The organism is Membranihabitans maritimus, assembly GCF_021729145.1.
Lineage (GTDB): Bacteria > Bacteroidota > Bacteroidia > Chitinophagales > Saprospiraceae > Membranihabitans > Membranihabitans maritimus.
Map to the genome: position 1 here is coordinate 86,382 of NZ_JAJSLW010000017.1, position 16,305 is coordinate 102,686.

Consider the following 16,305-nt stretch of genomic DNA (forward strand, 5'->3'; position numbering starts at 1 on the left):
AACCCAAAAGTAAAATAAAAGCTAAGTCAAATGAGTTTACGCAAATTGTTTTTGAATCATGTAGCACAAACCAGTCCTGCACCCATGGGATTGGAAATAGTTGGTTCTGATGGACTGTATCTTATTGATCACTCAGGTAAAAGATATATCGATATGATCAGTGGGATAGGGGTGAGCTCTATTGGTCACAATCATCCGGAGGTGGTGAGAGCGGTACAGGAACAAGCAGCAAGCTATATGCATACGCTGGTTTATGGAGAATTTATTCTTTCACCCCAGGTAAAGTACGCAGAGAAATTGACAACGCTTTTGCCTGAAAAACTCAATAGTGTATATTTCGTCAATTCTGGTGCTGAAGCCACAGAAGGGGCTATCAAATTAGCAAGGAGATATACTAAAAAACCTAATATAATTAGTTGTTACCAATCTTATCATGGAAGCACAACCGGTGCTATGGCATTGAATAGTGAGGAATATTTTCATCAGCCTTTCCAACCGTTAATGCCCGGAGTTGATCATATTCGATTCAATCATGTTGATGATCTTGCTTTAATAAACGGCGATACTGCAGCTGTCATTATTGAACCGGTTCAGGCAGAAAGAGGGATATATACTCCAAATCCCGGATATCTCCGGGCCTTGCGGGAAAGGACAGATGCAACGGGGACCCTGCTGGTTTTCGATGAGATCCAGACTGGTTTTGGTAGAACAGGTAGTTTATTTGCCTGCCAAAAATATGGAGTGGTCCCGGATATTATGTTAATTGCTAAAGGAATGGGAGGGGGTATGCCCCTGGGAGCATTCATCAGCGACCGCAAAATAATGAATGTATTTACACATGATCCCGTACTGGGGCATATAACTACTTTCGGAGGGCATCCGGTAAATTGCGCTGCCGCATTAGCTACTTTAAATGTCCTTACATCAAACAACTATATTTCTGATGTAGAGGAGAAAGAAAAAATATTGGTCCAAAAGTTGAAACATCCTCAAATCAAACAGCTGAGAACTGCTGGACTATGGGCAGCAATGGAATTGAAGGATGAAGATACTATGCATAAAGTGGTTTCTGCAGGACTTGAAAAAGGAATAATTATTGATTGGTTCCTTTTCAATTCTAGGAGCATTCGAATAGCTCCCCCATTGATCATTTCCGATGATCAATTAACCGAAGTATGTGATATTATCATTGATATCTTAGACGAATTATAGTGTATTATTAATAGATTATAACGATAAATCACTCAACATTCTACAGTCAAAATTCATAAAATACGACTTCAGGATATTGATGTTTAATCGTCAAAATCTTCTTCCGAGCTCATGTCCGGAGATTCCAGGTCATCATTGAAATAGTCATCATCATCGTCATCATCATCGTCTAGCGAGATATTTAAATTCTTCCTTGATTTGGATGGATCAGTGGATGATTTTTTGACAACTTTCGATATTACCTGTCTTTCCTTTTTTACATATGGCAGTTTCGAAGGTCTTGATTTCTTTTTTGCCGCAATTTTTTGCTGTTCTTCTGTTTTGGCCATAAGGGACTTGGTAGTGGTAGGCACTGCTCTGAGTCTTTCTTTGGGAATTAAATTTCCAGAAATTACACAAATTCCATATGTTTTATTCCTGATCCTTACCAACGCATTTTCAAGATCCTGAATATATTTTCTCTGGCGAATTGCCATGGTATTTAATAATTCCATGTCATTATTAAATCCTGAATCATCTACCCAATCACCTCCGTGTTCATCCCCACCGTTTTCAGTGGTTTCAAAGATCTGATCCTGGATATTTTGGAGTTGGGCCCTTGCTTTTTCAAGACGGTCTTGAATAATGACCCTGAAATCTTCCAACTCCTGATCAGAATAGCGTGTCCTCTGTTTGTCTTCTGCCATATTTTAATGGTTTATAAAATAATTTCTAATTAGCTTTGCAAATATGTAATATTCCAATGTAAAAATAGTTCAGTAACAAAAAAAATTAAGTCGAATTTTATATGCGCATTATATTTAATGTATTAAAAGTTGGTTTATTGTTGATTTTGTTGATAAATCAATTTACACCACTGAATTTAATTAGTCAAAACTTCATAAACAAGGATTACCTGGTTATCGGTTCCAATTTTTTAATATTTATTTTGGTAGTTGACCTTGCTATTCGGATTTCCGTTCATTTCTATCGCAGAAAGAAAAATTTAAAACGAGGAAAAAACGATAATGTTACCCTGGGATTAACCAATATTTATTACCTTTTTCTAACCGGTGCTGTAATTGGGGCAGGATTGGCTTTATTTGGCGTCGATTTTCGTACATTTTTTACGTCTATTAGTATCGTTGCGGCAGCTATAGCTATTATTTCCAAAGATTATATAGTTGATATTATCAGTGGAATTATATTGAGTTTTTCGTCCTACATCAAAATTGATGACTACGTGAAAATCGGGGAAGAAAAGGGTAAAATAGTTGATATGACCCTGACCAAGACTTTGCTGTTGAGCGAAGATGATGATGTGATCGCTGTCCCCAATAATATGGTGTATTCTACGCAAATAACAAACTATACCCGGAAGGCAAGTAAAAAAGTAAGTATAGAGTTTAAAATTAATTTGGAATCGCTCTCTACAATAGAGCGCCTGGAGGATGCTCTTATAGCTAGTCTAAGTGAATTTGAAGATTATATAGAAGAACAAACGTATTATTTACGTGTAGAAGCTGTCGATAAAGACAGCCTGGCTCTTAAATTCCAGTTTGTCCTCAAAAGAATGAATCGATCAATAGAAAAAGATATTAAAACAAAAACGGTCAGAAGGGTTATTAATTTTGTTAAATCAAATATGAGCAACTCGGATAATTCCGTCAGTTAATCATTAATTCATCAACAAATAGAAATACCCCTTTATCAGGAATCCTGGGGTATCGGCTAATGACTTTTACTTTATGAGTTTTTATTGGTGGAAAAGTGATTTTGAAAATAGAGTCCTTTGATTTCTGATTGTAATCAACAGTATCGTTAAGTTCGTAGTTGAGAACTTCCTGGAAATCTGTTCCATCAGTAGTAACGAATATTTCTATATTTTTAGGAAAATATATCCCGGACCCCCGGTCTTCAATAGCGGAATAACCTATTTCCCGGACATCCTGGATCGTATCAAATTCAATTGTCGCGGAGAAATCTTTGCTCAATATTCCTAACCATTTTCCATTTCCCCAGTTATTTCCACCAAATCGTCCGTCAACTAACGTCGATCCCCCGTTACCTTTGTAATTGCCGTAGGGGGATGATTCCAGGAACGTTTTTTGACCAAGCGCTTTATGTACCCGTACCTGTTTTCGTTCAGGTTTTACGAGTATTTCATTTTTACGACTGGATATTGCATTGATCAGAATAGAGGAATCTACATGAAAAGGGGTTGAATATTTATTTGATTGTAGATCTGGATTTTTATTTCCCCTGGTGAAATAAATATCAGCGGATAGTTCGGTACTAATAGAGGCGAACAACTCCTTTGTATCTGTTACAGAAACTTCGATCATTGGCCTGTATGCACTTTTGGAGTAATTGATATTTTTACTTTTATAAAAATCCATTAGGGGTGGAATCCGCTGAGAAAAACGGTCCCAGTCTTTTTTTTGTGGTTGGGTCCAGGCGGTTTCGGCCAAAGCTGCCATTCTGGGCATTACCATATATTCTACATGTTCGGGTGACTTCATGTATTCAGTCCATACATTGGCTTGAATACCCAGCATTTGGTTCCCGAATTTATCCTTCCATGCCAGAGGAAAAGGTTCGTAATTGTACACCTGGGTTAAGGTGCTCAACCCTCCAAAAGCAATAGGCTCCTGCTTACTTTCGCTTTGGTAGTGATCGAAGTAATATCGGGATCCTGTGGTAAGGACCATTGGATGTCCTTTTTCAAAATAGTCTTCAACGCTGTTGATACCGCCCCAATACATTAGCGAGGCTTCGCGAGATAATTGACCTTCGACAATTTCGTGCCAGCCAATCAATTTTCGCCCCCTATCTCTGAGGAATCTGTCGAAGTAGTTGACGAAATAGCTTTGGACTCCTTCTGCGTTTAGATTGTTGTTTCTCATGAGAGACTTACATCGCACACAATTATTCCAATTTCGCTTACTTACTTCGTCTCCCCCTATGTGTATATATTCTGAAGGAAAAAGTGCTAATACTTCTTCCAGAATATCTTCCAGTAAGGAATAACTTTCCTGGTTGTTGGCACAATATACACCGATGTTTTCCAGCTTTTGCCCGGACGCATTAACACATAATAACCCCGGGTAACATTGCATAACAACTTCTGAATGCCCCGGGAGTTCTATCTCCGGAATTATCGTTACACCCCTTTGTTGGGCGTAGGTCACAATTTCTTTAATCTCTTCCTGTGTATAGTATCCACCGTATTTAGGTCTGGGGTCTCCTTCACGCCATATCTCAAAATTCTCCCAGGGTTTATTCCCTTCTTTGACCACTCTCCAGGCACCTAGTTCCGTTAATTCGGGATGGGATTTAATTTCTATTCTCCAACCAATACCATCTACCAGGTGCCAGTGAAAGGTGTTGAGTTTGTGGTAACGGAGAAAATCAATGTATTTTTTTATAAATGAAACTGGCATGAAATGTCGGGAAACATCAAGATGCATCCCCCGCCATGAAAATCGGGGATAATCTGTAATAGTTCCCGAGGGCAAGGCAGATTGAGAAAGTTCTTCTTCGTCATTTGGGAGGATTTGTCTCAGGCTCTCTACGGCATACAGAAAACCGGGACTGGATTTAGCAAAAATTGAAATATGTGAATTGTGGACATCGATTTCGTAGCCTTCGAGTGGCAGAGTATCCAGGGGAGTACTCCAATTAAATGATATTCCACTATTCATAATGAGCCCAGAATCAATCCATTGAATTTCATAATCGTCATCGAGCAATCCCAGCAGTTCTTCTGCCGGAAACAACATGGACGAGTCACTTATATAAATCAGGGAATGATCTTCGATCACAAATGGCGTTTGTTCCCTGTGCTCAATCTTTGCAGGTTCAGGGATAATAGCAATTGGTAGTTGCTTGATTTCACTACGACATGAAGTGAAAATACAGGTTAGGGTCAAGAAAAATAAGAAGCTATTGAAGTAATTTTGCTCCATATATAAACCGTTGAGTCTTCCAGTAAATTTACTTAATAATCTTTAGGTTAATCACATTTTGATTAAAAACTGACAGGAAAGTTGTAATAAAGGGAATAGGACATTCCCAAAATACCACCATCAATCAAGGATCCATATCCGGGTAAGTGGTAAGGATTTATAGTTTCACTTTGAGGTTTTGCAATGGGAAATTTAATTCTCAGAGTCCATCCGATATGGATGTTTTTTATCAGTGGAGCCCTAAGGCCACCGACTGCTTCCAGCCAATACCCGCTAAGTGCTTCTTTTTCGTAAGTTCCTGAAAATCGCTCCCAGTAAAATTCTGGAATGTTTAAAGATTCCAATTGTTGTCTGAAAAAGGCACTTCCGAGGCGCATTCCGGCGTATACAAGTTCATTGCGGCCCTCTTCTTCCGATTTTGCAAAGTTATAATTGAAGCCCAATCGGGTATAGAATCCCCCTGAAGAATATTTGAAAAGATCTTCACTTTGCTGAAAACGGTCAATGCCCCCTTCCAGGACACCATATATTCTGGGTTTAACCTTAGCCTCAACCGAAATTTCCATTGCCCTTCGTTCAGGTTGAAAAAAAGGTAGCGCTATTTTGGAAGCATCCAATCCTATATAAACCGAGGAAGTATCTACGATTTGAGAAAATACAGTGGAAGTCCAACTGCTAAGAAGATATATGAAAACACTAGTAAAAAAGACGTATATTTTCATTGGAATTGGCATTAACTAACGGATTAATAATTCTCAAATCTTGAATTCCATTGCGCGTGGAAGTTGTATCATTAATAGAATATGTCATAGAAACCCCACATTCTTTTGAAATATATTCAGGTCTGGGAATATACCCAATGGTCAAAGTATCGGTACCCAATTCGTTCTCAATTACGAATGTGGACTGTTCGGTATTATTATTAAGTGGAAGGATAATTGACCGTACATTGTTAGTGGAATTGTACAACAAGTTATCTTGTTTGCCCATTCCGAATACCGTCAATTCATTGACAGTAATTTTAGAACTATTACCAGTGCTTTCTTCATTAAATGCATAAAAGTCTATTTGAAGAAAAAAAAGTGTTTGCCGGTTGCATTCCGGTTCTTCACAGGAAAGAATCGATATTAAACCTATTAAAAAAAATAAAAATATGTATTTCTTCTTCATTTGTGCTTACAAATTATTGGCCACAAAATACGAATTATACAGGATCGGCATCCACTATGATCCGGAAATTGGAATACCCGGGACGTCCCTTGACCTCCTTGAGAAAAAATTGAATTCGTTTTCGGAACAAATTTCCTTCATCAGAGCCTTTTTGCAACTTAATAAAAACATCCAGTAAGTGATAGTTTCGTACATAAGACACGAGTGGTGGAACGGGTAAACTTATCCTCTCTTTGAAATCGGGTTCCAGGAACCGGTATAATTCATTGGCTACAGTGTAATTCTTCTTTTTGTCTTTATTTCTGAAAGTGACTTTTACCATACGAGTAAATGGCGGATAAAAAAAGGCTTTGCGTTCCACAAGTTCTTTTTTGTAAAAAGTAATGTCATCCCCTGAAATGAGGCTTTTGTATACATCGTGTTTTGGGTCGTAGGTTTGTATAAGTACTTTTCCCTGTTTTCCTTTCCGGCCGGCGCGACCACTGACTTGTTTAAGCATTTGGAAAGCCCATTCATTGGATCGAAAATTGGGAAATCCCAACAGTTGATCTGCTGCGGGAATTGCTACAAGCCCTACATTGTCAAAATCAAGACCTTTGGAGATCATTTGTGTCCCAACAAGGATTTGTGTTTCCATCGTTGTGAAGCGCTGAAGGATTTTTTCCAGCCGTCTTTTTCCGGCAGCCGTGTCGTAGTCCAGGCGGTCAATTTCAATATCTGGAAAGAAGTCCTTGAGGTGTTCTTCAATCTTTTCAGTTCCCAATCCGTAAATTTCCATTCCCCAGTGCCCGCAATTAGGACATTTGGGAGGGAGTGCTTTTTCTTTCCGACAATAATGACACTGTAGTTTATTGGAGAATTTGTGGTAGGTCATGCTGACGTCGCAAGATTCACATTTTTCGATATATCCGCAATTATTACAATTCATTACAGGGGCAAATCCCCTTCGATTTTGGAAGATCATCACCTGGCGCCCTTCATCAAGGGTGTCGTGAATGGCCTGCTCCAGAATCGGAGAGATATTTATTTCTTTTTGCCGGGCATTCATCACCATTTTCTTGAGATCAACAATTTGCAGGGAAGGTAACTCCAGGTTACCGAAGCGCTGGGTCATTTGTACATAGCCGTATTTTTTATTCAGTACATTGTCCCAGGATTCGATGGAAGGAGTGGCCGTCCCTAGGACCACCTTCGCTTCCACTTGATAGGCCAGGTATATGGCAGCATCACGGGCCTGATACCGTGGGGCCGGATTAGATTGTTTGTATGAACGGTCGTGTTCTTCGTCCACTATAATGAGTCCCAGGTTTTGGAATGGAAGCAATAATGAGGACCGGGTACCGATGACCAGGGGGGCGCCTTGTTGCACATGGTAATACGCTTCCATGCGGGTTTTCTCGGAAATTTTGCTGTGGTAGACAATGACATCCGAATCAAACATTTGCTCCAGGCGGAATATGATCTGGGTTGTCAGGGCTATTTCCGGTATCATGAGAAGGGTTTGCTTTCCTTCTTTATGAATCTCCCTAATCCATTCCAGGTACACCCGTGTTTTTCCGCTTCCGGTGACCCCTTCGAGCAGTACCACCTGCGATTGAGAGAATTGGGCTCGCATTGCGTCGATGGCCTTTTCCTGGAAGTCCGAGAGTTTGGGCACGGAATTGGAGAATACCAGGTCGGCCCCAAACTGTTTTTCGACCGTTTCTTCTTCCAGGATTTCTTTTTTGATCAAAGCCCGGATAGTTCCGGTATCCGTATCTGATTTTTGGATTAAGTCTTTTCGTTGAATAGGATGTATTCCCTCTTTTTTGAGTGCCTGGTATGCCAGTAGCGCCCTGGTTTGTTTCGACGAGCGGGTGACCTTGTCAAAAGCCTGTTGCGGATTCTTTTGTAAGGATTTTTTCATAATCAGGTTTTTCTCCCGGTCGTGCCTTTTTTTATGAATGGCTTTTTCCTTTACAGCTATGATATTGTCTGATAAGAGGTCATTGATGTGTTTTTTGATGTTGTTTTTTTGCAGGATGTCCTGGATATCTTCCCACCGCAATTCATTCTGGAATGAGAGGGCTTCGGAAATAAGGAAAGATTCATCGGAGAGGACATCCACTTTTTCGTCGAGTTCTTCTTCGTAATCTTTATTGAGGGTGAAAAGGGTCTCACTGTCGATTTTTAGTGGTGCGGGGAGTGCTGCGTTCATTACGTCTCCTTCAAAACAACAATAGTACCAGGCGATCCATTTCCAAAACCGTAGATGTTCAGGGTTGATCACGGGATTTGAATCCAGTACCTCGCGGACAGGTTTGAGTTTTTTTTCTAGCGAGTCCGTATGGATGGCTATTATCAGACCTGTATACAGCTTTTTTTTTCCGAACTGGACTTCTACCCGTTTCCCAAATGCCACTTGTTCTTCGAGAGATTCGGGCACTTCGTAGGAATACGTGTTTTCGACCGGTAATGGAAGTAATATATCTACCCACATAGTGTAAGCGATTCAATGAAATGTAAAGGTGTAAAAAAAGTGGGATATGCGGAAGAGCAGTGGGAGGAAATAGAAGGTAGTAGAGTGGCAAATAAAGTTTTTAGATGAGAAACTGATAAATGATTTTTATTTAATGGATATTTAAGGTTTTAGTGGTTTTTATTGTTAATTAAATATTAATTCATAGATTTTTTTTGATTTTTTTTTTTTGAAAATAATCTTTTATTTAATATGTTCAACATGTAAGTGGTTTTCAATCTAAATACTTGATAATTCTATCCTCCAAAAGACATTGTTTTTTGTTTTATGCAATACGAAACGGAATGTTTCAGGTATTGTCAATTGTCTAATGTAATTTTTAACTATAAAAAATCACACATGGTAAAGTCTATCAACTTTTTAGTACTAATCATTATAGCTCTTTTTGCAGTGAGTTGCGAAAAGGATAAAGGTCTCATTCCTACCGGGGAGAATCAAGAATCTGTTGCAAATACCATTTTTCTGGACGGGGAAAAGGGAAGTTCAGATGAATTTTCACGTGCAGTAGAAGCCGCCCTTGAAGATTCTTCAGGTATAGAACTGGACTGGTCACGGGAATCGGTAAAACCTTTTACCCGTGCCAATAAAATACTCGTGGTGCCGGTAAAAAATTCTTCTGATTATGTAATGTTCTATAAAGAAAAAGGGAAGATATTGTACAAGTATCTGCATCCACTGCAAGGACAAGATGAAGATAAGATATTTGAAGAGATGACGTTCCAGGTGGTTAACGATTCAAAGGAATTGGGTACTATTGGACAATTTGCAGGCAAAGCTGCGGAAAAGATTGCAAAGATCGAAGTAAGAATACCGGATGATCCTTGCGGTTGTGAAGGCAGTGGAATTGGGGAATGGTTGAAAAACACCTGGCAGGATTTTGGAAACTGGCTCGGTGGATTGGGAGGTGCCATAAGTAATCTATTCAATACTTCTTCGGACGGAAGGTATGAAGGGACCTCTTCAAACTATTTTGCAAGTAATGGTTCGGACGGATCGTCCACAGTGGGAAATTATAGCGGGATCCCAAATGATAATATAGGGATAAATTATGAAGGAGGGTACGCCTCAACTTATAACAATCTGGGAGAGCTATTTAATTACAACAATAATATCCTGCTGGATGTCCTACCTAACCTGTCAAATGGCGGTGGCTCAAAAGCAGAGTGGCTTAGGGATAATCCGGATGAGATGATTAATATCCACTTTTATATTGATGTCTACGGGGATACCAAAGAAGCTAAACAGGCGGCAGATAAGTATTATGAATTGATGCAATATAGTTTGTTTGAAAACGAAGGAATTAATTTAATCGACTATGAACCGGACGAATTTTTAGCCGCATCTACATTGTATGAGGTTCTTAGAGATGGTTATGTTTGGGGATTTCCAGATAAAGAAGAGGCTTTATTTTATCTGGAAATGTTTGAAAAGGATATTCTTCCTCTTGGAATTACGTTTATTCCCGGAGGAATTGGTGACGCAGCAGATATTTTGCTGAATTGTAATACTATTAGTTGGGGATGTGCTTGGGCTGTTTTGGGAGTATTAGTTCCAGTTGATGAGTTATTGGATATCTGGAAAAAACGAAGCCAATTCAAGGCAGCGTGGAGAGCCATAAATAGTTATGACGATTTGGAATCTGCTTGGAGGTTACTCAAGAATTGTGATAAACCAATACGTACCAACACAAGTATTTTGGATGATGTACGAAAAGCGCTTCAACGGGGAACCAAAAGCGTAAGTAGCGTCGTTAATCATGCTAACGTTTCGTATATTACATCGTCAACGGTCCAGCATATATTCAGGGGATCGGGTAGTGGTGGTGTCCATCATATTTCGGCTCTTATTGCGGATTCGGATACATATAAAATTCATAGTCGCTTGTCAATGAGTAAGGGATGTTATAGAGCAACTGTGTATAAAAATGGAACTCCTATGTCTTCAATAAAAGATTTTTTCCCTGATGATTGGGATGAATATAAAGTTATCGAAGAAATAAAAGAGGCTTGGAACAATAAAAGTTATGTAGGAGGAAATACTTATGATGGTTATGCATCAAATGGAAAAAGAATAAGAATGTTTATTGCGAATGAAGGTACTTCTTCAGAGAGGATTATCTCTGCATTTCCACAGTAATTAAAAAGATATGGTAATTAAAAATCTAGTTTTTTATATAAAATTAAATGATCGAGGTCAGTATTATTTTGACTTTTGGTTTGAACCTTCGAACTGGAGCAAAGTATTAAGTGGCTGGGCGTTGGAATATACAACAGTAGAGAATGTGAATAGGTTGCTCGGAGAAATTAAGCAGTTAAGTAATAGGGAGCTAACCAAAAATGCAATGATCACATCTAATGAAAGTCATATCTATATTCAAGAAAGAGATGAAGTCACGTTTGATATGGAGCTTGTTACCGAGTTAAAACCAGTAACATTACCGATAGAAGATACATTGTTTCTATTCCGTAAATATCGGGATTGGTTGGAAAGATACGAAAACTGCCAAATCCCCGGACTGATCCCGGAATCCAAACTCGACACCTGGTCCTGCGTACCCAATGAATACGTGAAACCAGAATACTGGGAGAAGGTAAAGAAGGAAAGGGAGGATGGCGAAGAAGTGTAAACAATTAGGGCCGGTGTAGTGCCGGCTCTGTTTTTGGATAATAGCGTTAGGATTAGGTTTTGGGGATTTTTGGTGTGGGACGCCTTCATGGGGTTCTTTGACTATATAACCCGAGTAAGGTGCTGTTTTTTTTTGTCCCTTTGTCTTGAAACAAAGAGACGAAAATTCAAGACAAAATAATTGCATTCGCTCATACCCGGCACCCGCACCCACCTATTTTGTCCTTCCCTTTCCCGCTATATAGTGTGCAGAATATAATAAAGTCATAAACAAAGTATATGTTAATTTATATTTCTGCTTTTTGATAAGGGGAGAAGGAGTTGTCTCCGGGGTAGGAAGGACCTATAAAATTGTTACTATACTACTGACGATTTGATTTGACCGGTTTCGGGCTCAGCAATCCCTTTGGGCTTACCGATCCCTCAAATCTGGAAAAAACGAAGCCAATTCAAGGCAGCGTGGAGAGCCATAAATAGTTATGACGATTTGGAATCTGCTTGGAGGTTACTCAAGAATTGTGATAAACCAATACGTACCAACACAAGTATTTTGGATGATGTACGAAAAGCGCTTCAACGGGGAACCAAAAGCGTAAGTAGCGTCGTTAATCATGCTAACGTTTCGTATATTACATCGTCAACGGTCCAGCATATATTCAGGGGATCGGGTAGTGGTGGTGTCCATCATATTTCGGCTCTTATTGCGGATTCGGATACATATAAAATACATAGTCGTGTGCCAACGAGTAATGGGTGCTATAAAGCGGAGATTTATAAAAACGGCGTAAAATTGACACCGAACAAAGATTTTTTCCCCGATGAGTGGGATGAATATGATGTAGTGGATGCAATAAAGGAGGCTTATAATAATGCTGTTAAGTTGCCGGGAGATAATAACCACTGGATGGGTACTTCTAATGGCATTGATATTTTAATGTACAAGGCTTTAGATGGAAGAATTATTAGTGCTTTTCCTCAGTAAAAATCTATGCATGAGTAAATTAATTGAAAATATTTCATTCAGAGTCACAATATACGATCGAGGTTGGAGAATACTTAGTTTTTGGTTTGAACCGGAAGATATATGTAAAGTCTTTCAATATTACAGTGATATTTGCAGGAATTTAAAAGAGTTTGATGAATTGCTTATTAATTTGAAGGAACAAAAAAAATTAACTCAACCGACAAAAGATCTTGGCAGAAATGATTCAAGCTTACAGGTTTTTGGAGATAAAACAATTTTGAATTGTGAATATGTTTCGGGATATCCTCCTTTGGAAATTAAAACCGAAGAGGTAATTGATTTTTTTCAATTATTTAGAAATTGGTATGCTGATTATGAATTTGGTAAAATTCCCGGTCTAATCCCCAAATCCAGACTCGATTCTTGGTCCTGCGTACCCAATGAATACGTGAAACCAGAATACTGGGAGAAGGTGAAGAAGAAAAGGGAGGATGGGGAAGAAGTGTAAACAATTAGGGCCGGTGTGAAAGTCGGCCCTGTTTTCGAATAAAAATGTTAGGACCGGCTTTTAGAAAGATTTGACGTGGGGCATCCGCTTGATTTGACGGCGTTAGTTCGATTTACAGCCTCAACTTAATAGAATTGAGGGATCCCTTTGGTGATACAACCCATGTACGGCATTTTTTTTTGCCACGAAGGTTTACCCTTTCACCAAAAGAGCACTATAAGACACAAATTGTTTTGTGCCGGGTGACCCCGTTTAAAAACGGGACCGGGCACGGCGAAAATTTTTAACAATGTGATTTTTTAAACACCCTCGCCGGAGATCTGTGGTTTAATTATTACTTTAGTGATTAGCCCTATACAAGTTAAAAATTCGTATGCCTTATAAACATATAATTTTGGTATTTATAGGAATGGGTATTTTAGCCAGTGTAAATGCTCAAACCTCTCGGGATGACTTTATGTATTATTTAGAATATATGGGTTATCTGACTGATTACCCGGAAAATGAGGACACTACTGATTTACGTCTTCGCTCAGGTTTTATGAATAAGAGAGGAAAAGTGATTATAGAACCGCAGGAATACACCAAAATACTGAACTTTCGGAATGGAATTGCCAACGTCGTATTAAATAGTACATACGGGTATATCGATGAGGAGAATAACCGAAAGCTTTTTCCCCAATTCCACAAGGCTTACTGGAATGGAAAATTTGGTATGGCTGAAGACGAAAACAAGAAATCAGCATTGATCGATATGTCGGGTAAATTAATCACCGGATATACATATGATCTAATGAAACATATCAGCCCCCAATCTAATTTTATAATGGTCAAGAAAAATGATTCCATCAACTTTATTGACACGGAAGGACGAGTTGTTTTTCATGATTCCATTCGATTGACTGAAATGGGAATTTTTCATTCTGTCGCTGCATATGAAGGTCGAAATGGAAAGCTCGGACTGATCCATAAGGATGGTTATAAAGTTACTCCACCTGAGTACGATCATTTATATGGTGAATATTTTGCCCCGACCTGGGTAGCGGGTAAGAATGATAAATATGGCCTCATCAATTGTGATGGGGAAATTGTAGTACCCATAAAATACGATAAAATTAATTACGTGGTTTGTGACGGAGACCCTGTGCCGGTAAAAAAAGGGGATAAATTCGGTTATGTGCTCGGGACAGAAATTATTATTCCTTTTGAATATGAAGAGGCTTTGCCTTTTATTGACGGAAGAGCACGAGTGAAAAAGGACGGACTACACCATTTTATTAACAAAAAGAATAAAATCCTGGCTTCATTCAAACATGATGGTGGATGGAATGGGAAAAACTATGTTTCTACCTTTAGAGTAAGGTTTAGACAGAATAAAAAGTTTGGATATTTGAATAAAAGAGGCCAACTTAAAATAGATCCGGTATTTGATTATGCATTCTCTTTCAAGGAAGGAATAGCACGGGTCGGTATCAACGGACATTGGGGATTTATTGATATGTTTGGGAATCCTGTGATCCCTATCAAATTCTTTTACCTTTCAGATATTAATGAAGGAAAAATCCTTTTTGTGGAAGAATTTGAATAGGATAGAAGAGAGATATGCTGCAATATTTTAACAAAACAAAAATGACAAACAGATTCTTCTTATTAATCGGGGTGTTTTTATTGCTTACTTCCTGTTCTACCAAAAAACACCTTGCTACCCACCATTTTGATAGGGAAGAAGCGTATCCTGAATTTACTGAGGCTGACTCCCTTATTGGTACGCTTTCGAGGTATAGAAGTTCATTCGATGTATATTATTACGATCTGGACCTGGAAGTGGATATCGAAAATCAATTTCTCGATGGGGAAGTGGCTATACACTTTACCGCTGTTGATGATCTGGATACCATCCAGATTGACCTGTATGAAAACCTTGCGATTGACGGGATTTATTATGGGGCTGATTCGCTTCGACACCATAGGAAACACAACGCCGTTTTTATTGAGTTTGACAATACCATTCGCAAAGGACAAGATGTGGTACTGGAAGTACGGTATTCCGGCCATCCGGTAGAAGCGCCCCGGCCGCCCTGGTACGGCGGAATGGTATGGGAAGAAGATAAAGACCATAATCCCTGGGTGGGCGTTGCCTGCGAAGGTTCCGGTCCCAGTATCTGGTGGCCGGTAAAAGACCATTTGTCAGATGAGCCGGATTCGGTGAGGTTGGAAGTGACTATTCCCGAAGGATTATTTTGTGTAAGTAACGGGAAATTAGTGAATCAAACGAATGGTAACAATACAACTACTTTTACGTGGAAGACCCAATATCCCATCAATTCCTATAATGTGACTTTATATCTAGGGAATTACGAATATTTTACCATTCCGTATGAGGCAGAGGATACCATATATGACCTTGATTTCTACGTTTTGCCAAGGAACCTGGAAAAGGCAAAAGAGCATTTCCGGCAAACGGTAGATGTTATCCGGTTTTTTGAAGAAACCTTCGGGGAATATCCCTGGTGGAGGGAAGGCTTTAAACTGGTGGAAAGCCCATACAGGGGTATGGAGCACCAGACAGCAATAGCATATGGAGACCGGTATAAGAACCGAAAATTCCTGGGTTTTGACCATATAATTGTTCACGAGGCGGCCCACGAGTGGTGGGGGAATGCGGTTTCGGTAAGTGATTTTGCTGAAATATGGCTGCACGAAGGCTTTGCTACCTATAGTGAAGCGTTATATGTAGAGCATACAAAAGGATATGAGGCCTACCTGGAGTATATCGAAAGAAAAACCTGGAGAATAAATGATGAAAAACCGGTAGTCGGGCCGCATCACGTCAATTATTGGGACAAAACCGATAACGATCCCTATAACAAAGGGGCATTGATCCTGCACACGCTGCGCAATGCAATAAATAGTGACACTGTGTTTTTTGATATCCTCAAAAGCTTTTACTCAAGACACAAATATTCCATTGTTTCCACAGAAGATTTTATTGCCGTGGTAAATGAAAAAACCGGGGACGATTACAAATGGTTTTTTGACCATTATCTCTATAAAAATGTCAGCCCGCATCTCAACTGGAAATATTATTTTAATGAAGAGAATTTTCGATATGAATTATTATATCGCTGGGAGTTTACGGATGACAATTTTAGATTACCCGTTACCATTCAAAGGCTCAACGGAAAAATATCCAGGATTCTTCCGGAAAACCAATTAAAAAGGGTATTGGGTCTAACCGGTAAAGATATTCGGATTAATCCCGATCAATCCTACATCTTTTTGAGGGAGGATAAGGATTTATAGAAAAATTAATGATTTTTTTCAAGGGTTTTTACTATGCTATAGTATTTCACCTTGAGGT

13 protein-coding genes are annotated in these 16,305 nt (G+C 39.1%); 8 read left to right on the forward strand and 5 right to left on the reverse strand.

Features of this window, described 5'->3' with window-relative positions; genetic code table 11:
* The first annotated feature begins 30 nt into the window (after window positions 1-30).
* Window positions 31-1,212: an aspartate aminotransferase family protein gene (locus LVD47_RS18060; protein WP_236979421.1), complete on the forward strand. Its 1,182-nt coding sequence runs from the start codon at window positions 31-33 to the stop codon at window positions 1,210-1,212.
* 83 nt (window positions 1,213-1,295) lie between these two features.
* Here the strand turns inward: LVD47_RS18060 and LVD47_RS18065 are convergent, their stop codons facing one another.
* Entirely contained in the window at window positions 1,296-1,898 is a 603-nt protein-coding gene (locus LVD47_RS18065) for a TraR/DksA family transcriptional regulator (protein ID WP_236979422.1), read from the reverse strand.
* A 101-nt stretch (window positions 1,899-1,999) separates the two neighbouring features.
* Between LVD47_RS18065 and LVD47_RS18070 the strand changes: the two genes are divergently transcribed.
* Window positions 2,000-2,866 (forward strand): mechanosensitive ion channel family protein, encoded by an 867-nt coding sequence (locus tag LVD47_RS18070; RefSeq protein ID WP_236979423.1) that lies wholly within the window; start codon window positions 2,000-2,002, stop codon window positions 2,864-2,866.
* Here the strand turns inward: LVD47_RS18070 and LVD47_RS18075 are convergent.
* From LVD47_RS18075 to priA, 4 genes are all read right to left on the reverse strand, one after another.
* Entirely contained in the window at window positions 2,859-5,159 is a 2,301-nt protein-coding gene (locus LVD47_RS18075; RefSeq protein ID WP_236979424.1) for a beta-N-acetylhexosaminidase, read from the reverse strand. The two genes, LVD47_RS18070 and LVD47_RS18075, sit on opposite strands and share 8 nt — an antisense overlap.
* 62 nt (window positions 5,160-5,221) lie before the next feature.
* On the reverse strand, window positions 5,222-5,881 hold the full coding sequence (locus LVD47_RS18080) for a DUF6048 family protein (RefSeq protein ID WP_236979425.1): 660 nt from the start codon (window positions 5,879-5,881) through the stop codon (window positions 5,222-5,224).
* Window positions 5,856-6,329, reverse strand: coding sequence for a DUF6452 family protein (locus LVD47_RS18085; protein WP_236979427.1), 474 nt, complete (start codon window positions 6,327-6,329; stop codon window positions 5,856-5,858). Before LVD47_RS18085 ends, LVD47_RS18080 begins: the two co-directional genes overlap by 26 nt.
* Before the next feature lie 34 nt (window positions 6,330-6,363).
* Window positions 6,364-8,808 (reverse strand): replication restart helicase PriA, encoded by a 2,445-nt coding sequence (gene priA, locus LVD47_RS18090; protein WP_236979429.1) that lies wholly within the window; start codon window positions 8,806-8,808, stop codon window positions 6,364-6,366.
* Between the two features lie 378 nt (window positions 8,809-9,186).
* Between priA and LVD47_RS18095 the strand changes: the two genes are divergently transcribed.
* The 6 genes from LVD47_RS18095 to LVD47_RS18120 all read left to right on the forward strand — a co-directional run bounded on the left by LVD47_RS18095 (window position 9,187) and on the right by LVD47_RS18120 (window position 16,247).
* Window positions 9,187-10,983 (forward strand): EndoU domain-containing protein, encoded by a 1,797-nt coding sequence (locus LVD47_RS18095; protein WP_236979431.1) that lies wholly within the window; start codon window positions 9,187-9,189, stop codon window positions 10,981-10,983.
* A gap of 10 nt (window positions 10,984-10,993) precedes the next feature.
* Window positions 10,994-11,473 carry a hypothetical protein gene (locus tag LVD47_RS18100; RefSeq protein ID WP_236979433.1) on the forward strand — a complete coding sequence of 160 codons (480 nt, stop codon included), beginning with the start codon at window positions 10,994-10,996 and terminating at the stop codon, window positions 11,471-11,473.
* 405 nt (window positions 11,474-11,878) lie between these two features.
* Window positions 11,879-12,454: an EndoU domain-containing protein gene (locus LVD47_RS18105; protein ID WP_236979435.1), complete on the forward strand. Its 576-nt coding sequence runs from the start codon at window positions 11,879-11,881 to the stop codon at window positions 12,452-12,454.
* Between the two features lie 10 nt (window positions 12,455-12,464).
* Entirely contained in the window at window positions 12,465-12,944 is a 480-nt protein-coding gene (locus tag LVD47_RS18110) for a hypothetical protein (protein WP_236979437.1), read from the forward strand.
* 373 nt (window positions 12,945-13,317) lie between these two features.
* On the forward strand, window positions 13,318-14,532 hold the full coding sequence (locus LVD47_RS18115; RefSeq protein WP_236979440.1) for a WG repeat-containing protein: 1,215 nt from the start codon (window positions 13,318-13,320) through the stop codon (window positions 14,530-14,532).
* Window positions 14,533-14,573: 41 nt separating this feature from the next.
* Entirely contained in the window at window positions 14,574-16,247 is a 1,674-nt protein-coding gene (locus tag LVD47_RS18120) for a M1 family metallopeptidase (RefSeq protein WP_236979442.1), read from the forward strand.
* Window positions 16,248-16,305: the final 58 nt, after the last annotated feature.

Excerpts from the sequence above, each read along its gene's own strand:
- LVD47_RS18060 (WP_236979421.1), top strand. The coding sequence starts at position 31 with ATGAGTTTACGCAAATTGTTTTTGAATCATGTAGCACAAACCAGTCCT.
- LVD47_RS18065 (WP_236979422.1), bottom strand. The coding sequence starts at position 1,898 with ATGGCAGAAGACAAACAGAGGACACGCTATTCTGATCAGGAGTTGGAA.
- LVD47_RS18070 (WP_236979423.1), top strand. The coding sequence starts at position 2,000 with ATGCGCATTATATTTAATGTATTAAAAGTTGGTTTATTGTTGATTTTG.
- LVD47_RS18075 (WP_236979424.1), bottom strand. The coding sequence starts at position 5,159 with ATGGAGCAAAATTACTTCAATAGCTTCTTATTTTTCTTGACCCTAACC.
- LVD47_RS18080 (WP_236979425.1), bottom strand. The coding sequence starts at position 5,881 with ATGAAAATATACGTCTTTTTTACTAGTGTTTTCATATATCTTCTTAGC.
- LVD47_RS18085 (WP_236979427.1), bottom strand. The coding sequence starts at position 6,329 with ATGAAGAAGAAATACATATTTTTATTTTTTTTAATAGGTTTAATATCG.
- priA (WP_236979429.1), bottom strand. The coding sequence starts at position 8,808 with ATGTGGGTAGATATATTACTTCCATTACCGGTCGAAAACACGTATTCC.
- LVD47_RS18095 (WP_236979431.1), top strand. The coding sequence starts at position 9,187 with ATGGTAAAGTCTATCAACTTTTTAGTACTAATCATTATAGCTCTTTTT.
- LVD47_RS18100 (WP_236979433.1), top strand. The coding sequence starts at position 10,994 with ATGGTAATTAAAAATCTAGTTTTTTATATAAAATTAAATGATCGAGGT.
- LVD47_RS18110 (WP_236979437.1), top strand. The coding sequence starts at position 12,465 with ATGAGTAAATTAATTGAAAATATTTCATTCAGAGTCACAATATACGAT.
- LVD47_RS18115 (WP_236979440.1), top strand. The coding sequence starts at position 13,318 with ATGCCTTATAAACATATAATTTTGGTATTTATAGGAATGGGTATTTTA.
- LVD47_RS18120 (WP_236979442.1), top strand. The coding sequence starts at position 14,574 with ATGACAAACAGATTCTTCTTATTAATCGGGGTGTTTTTATTGCTTACT.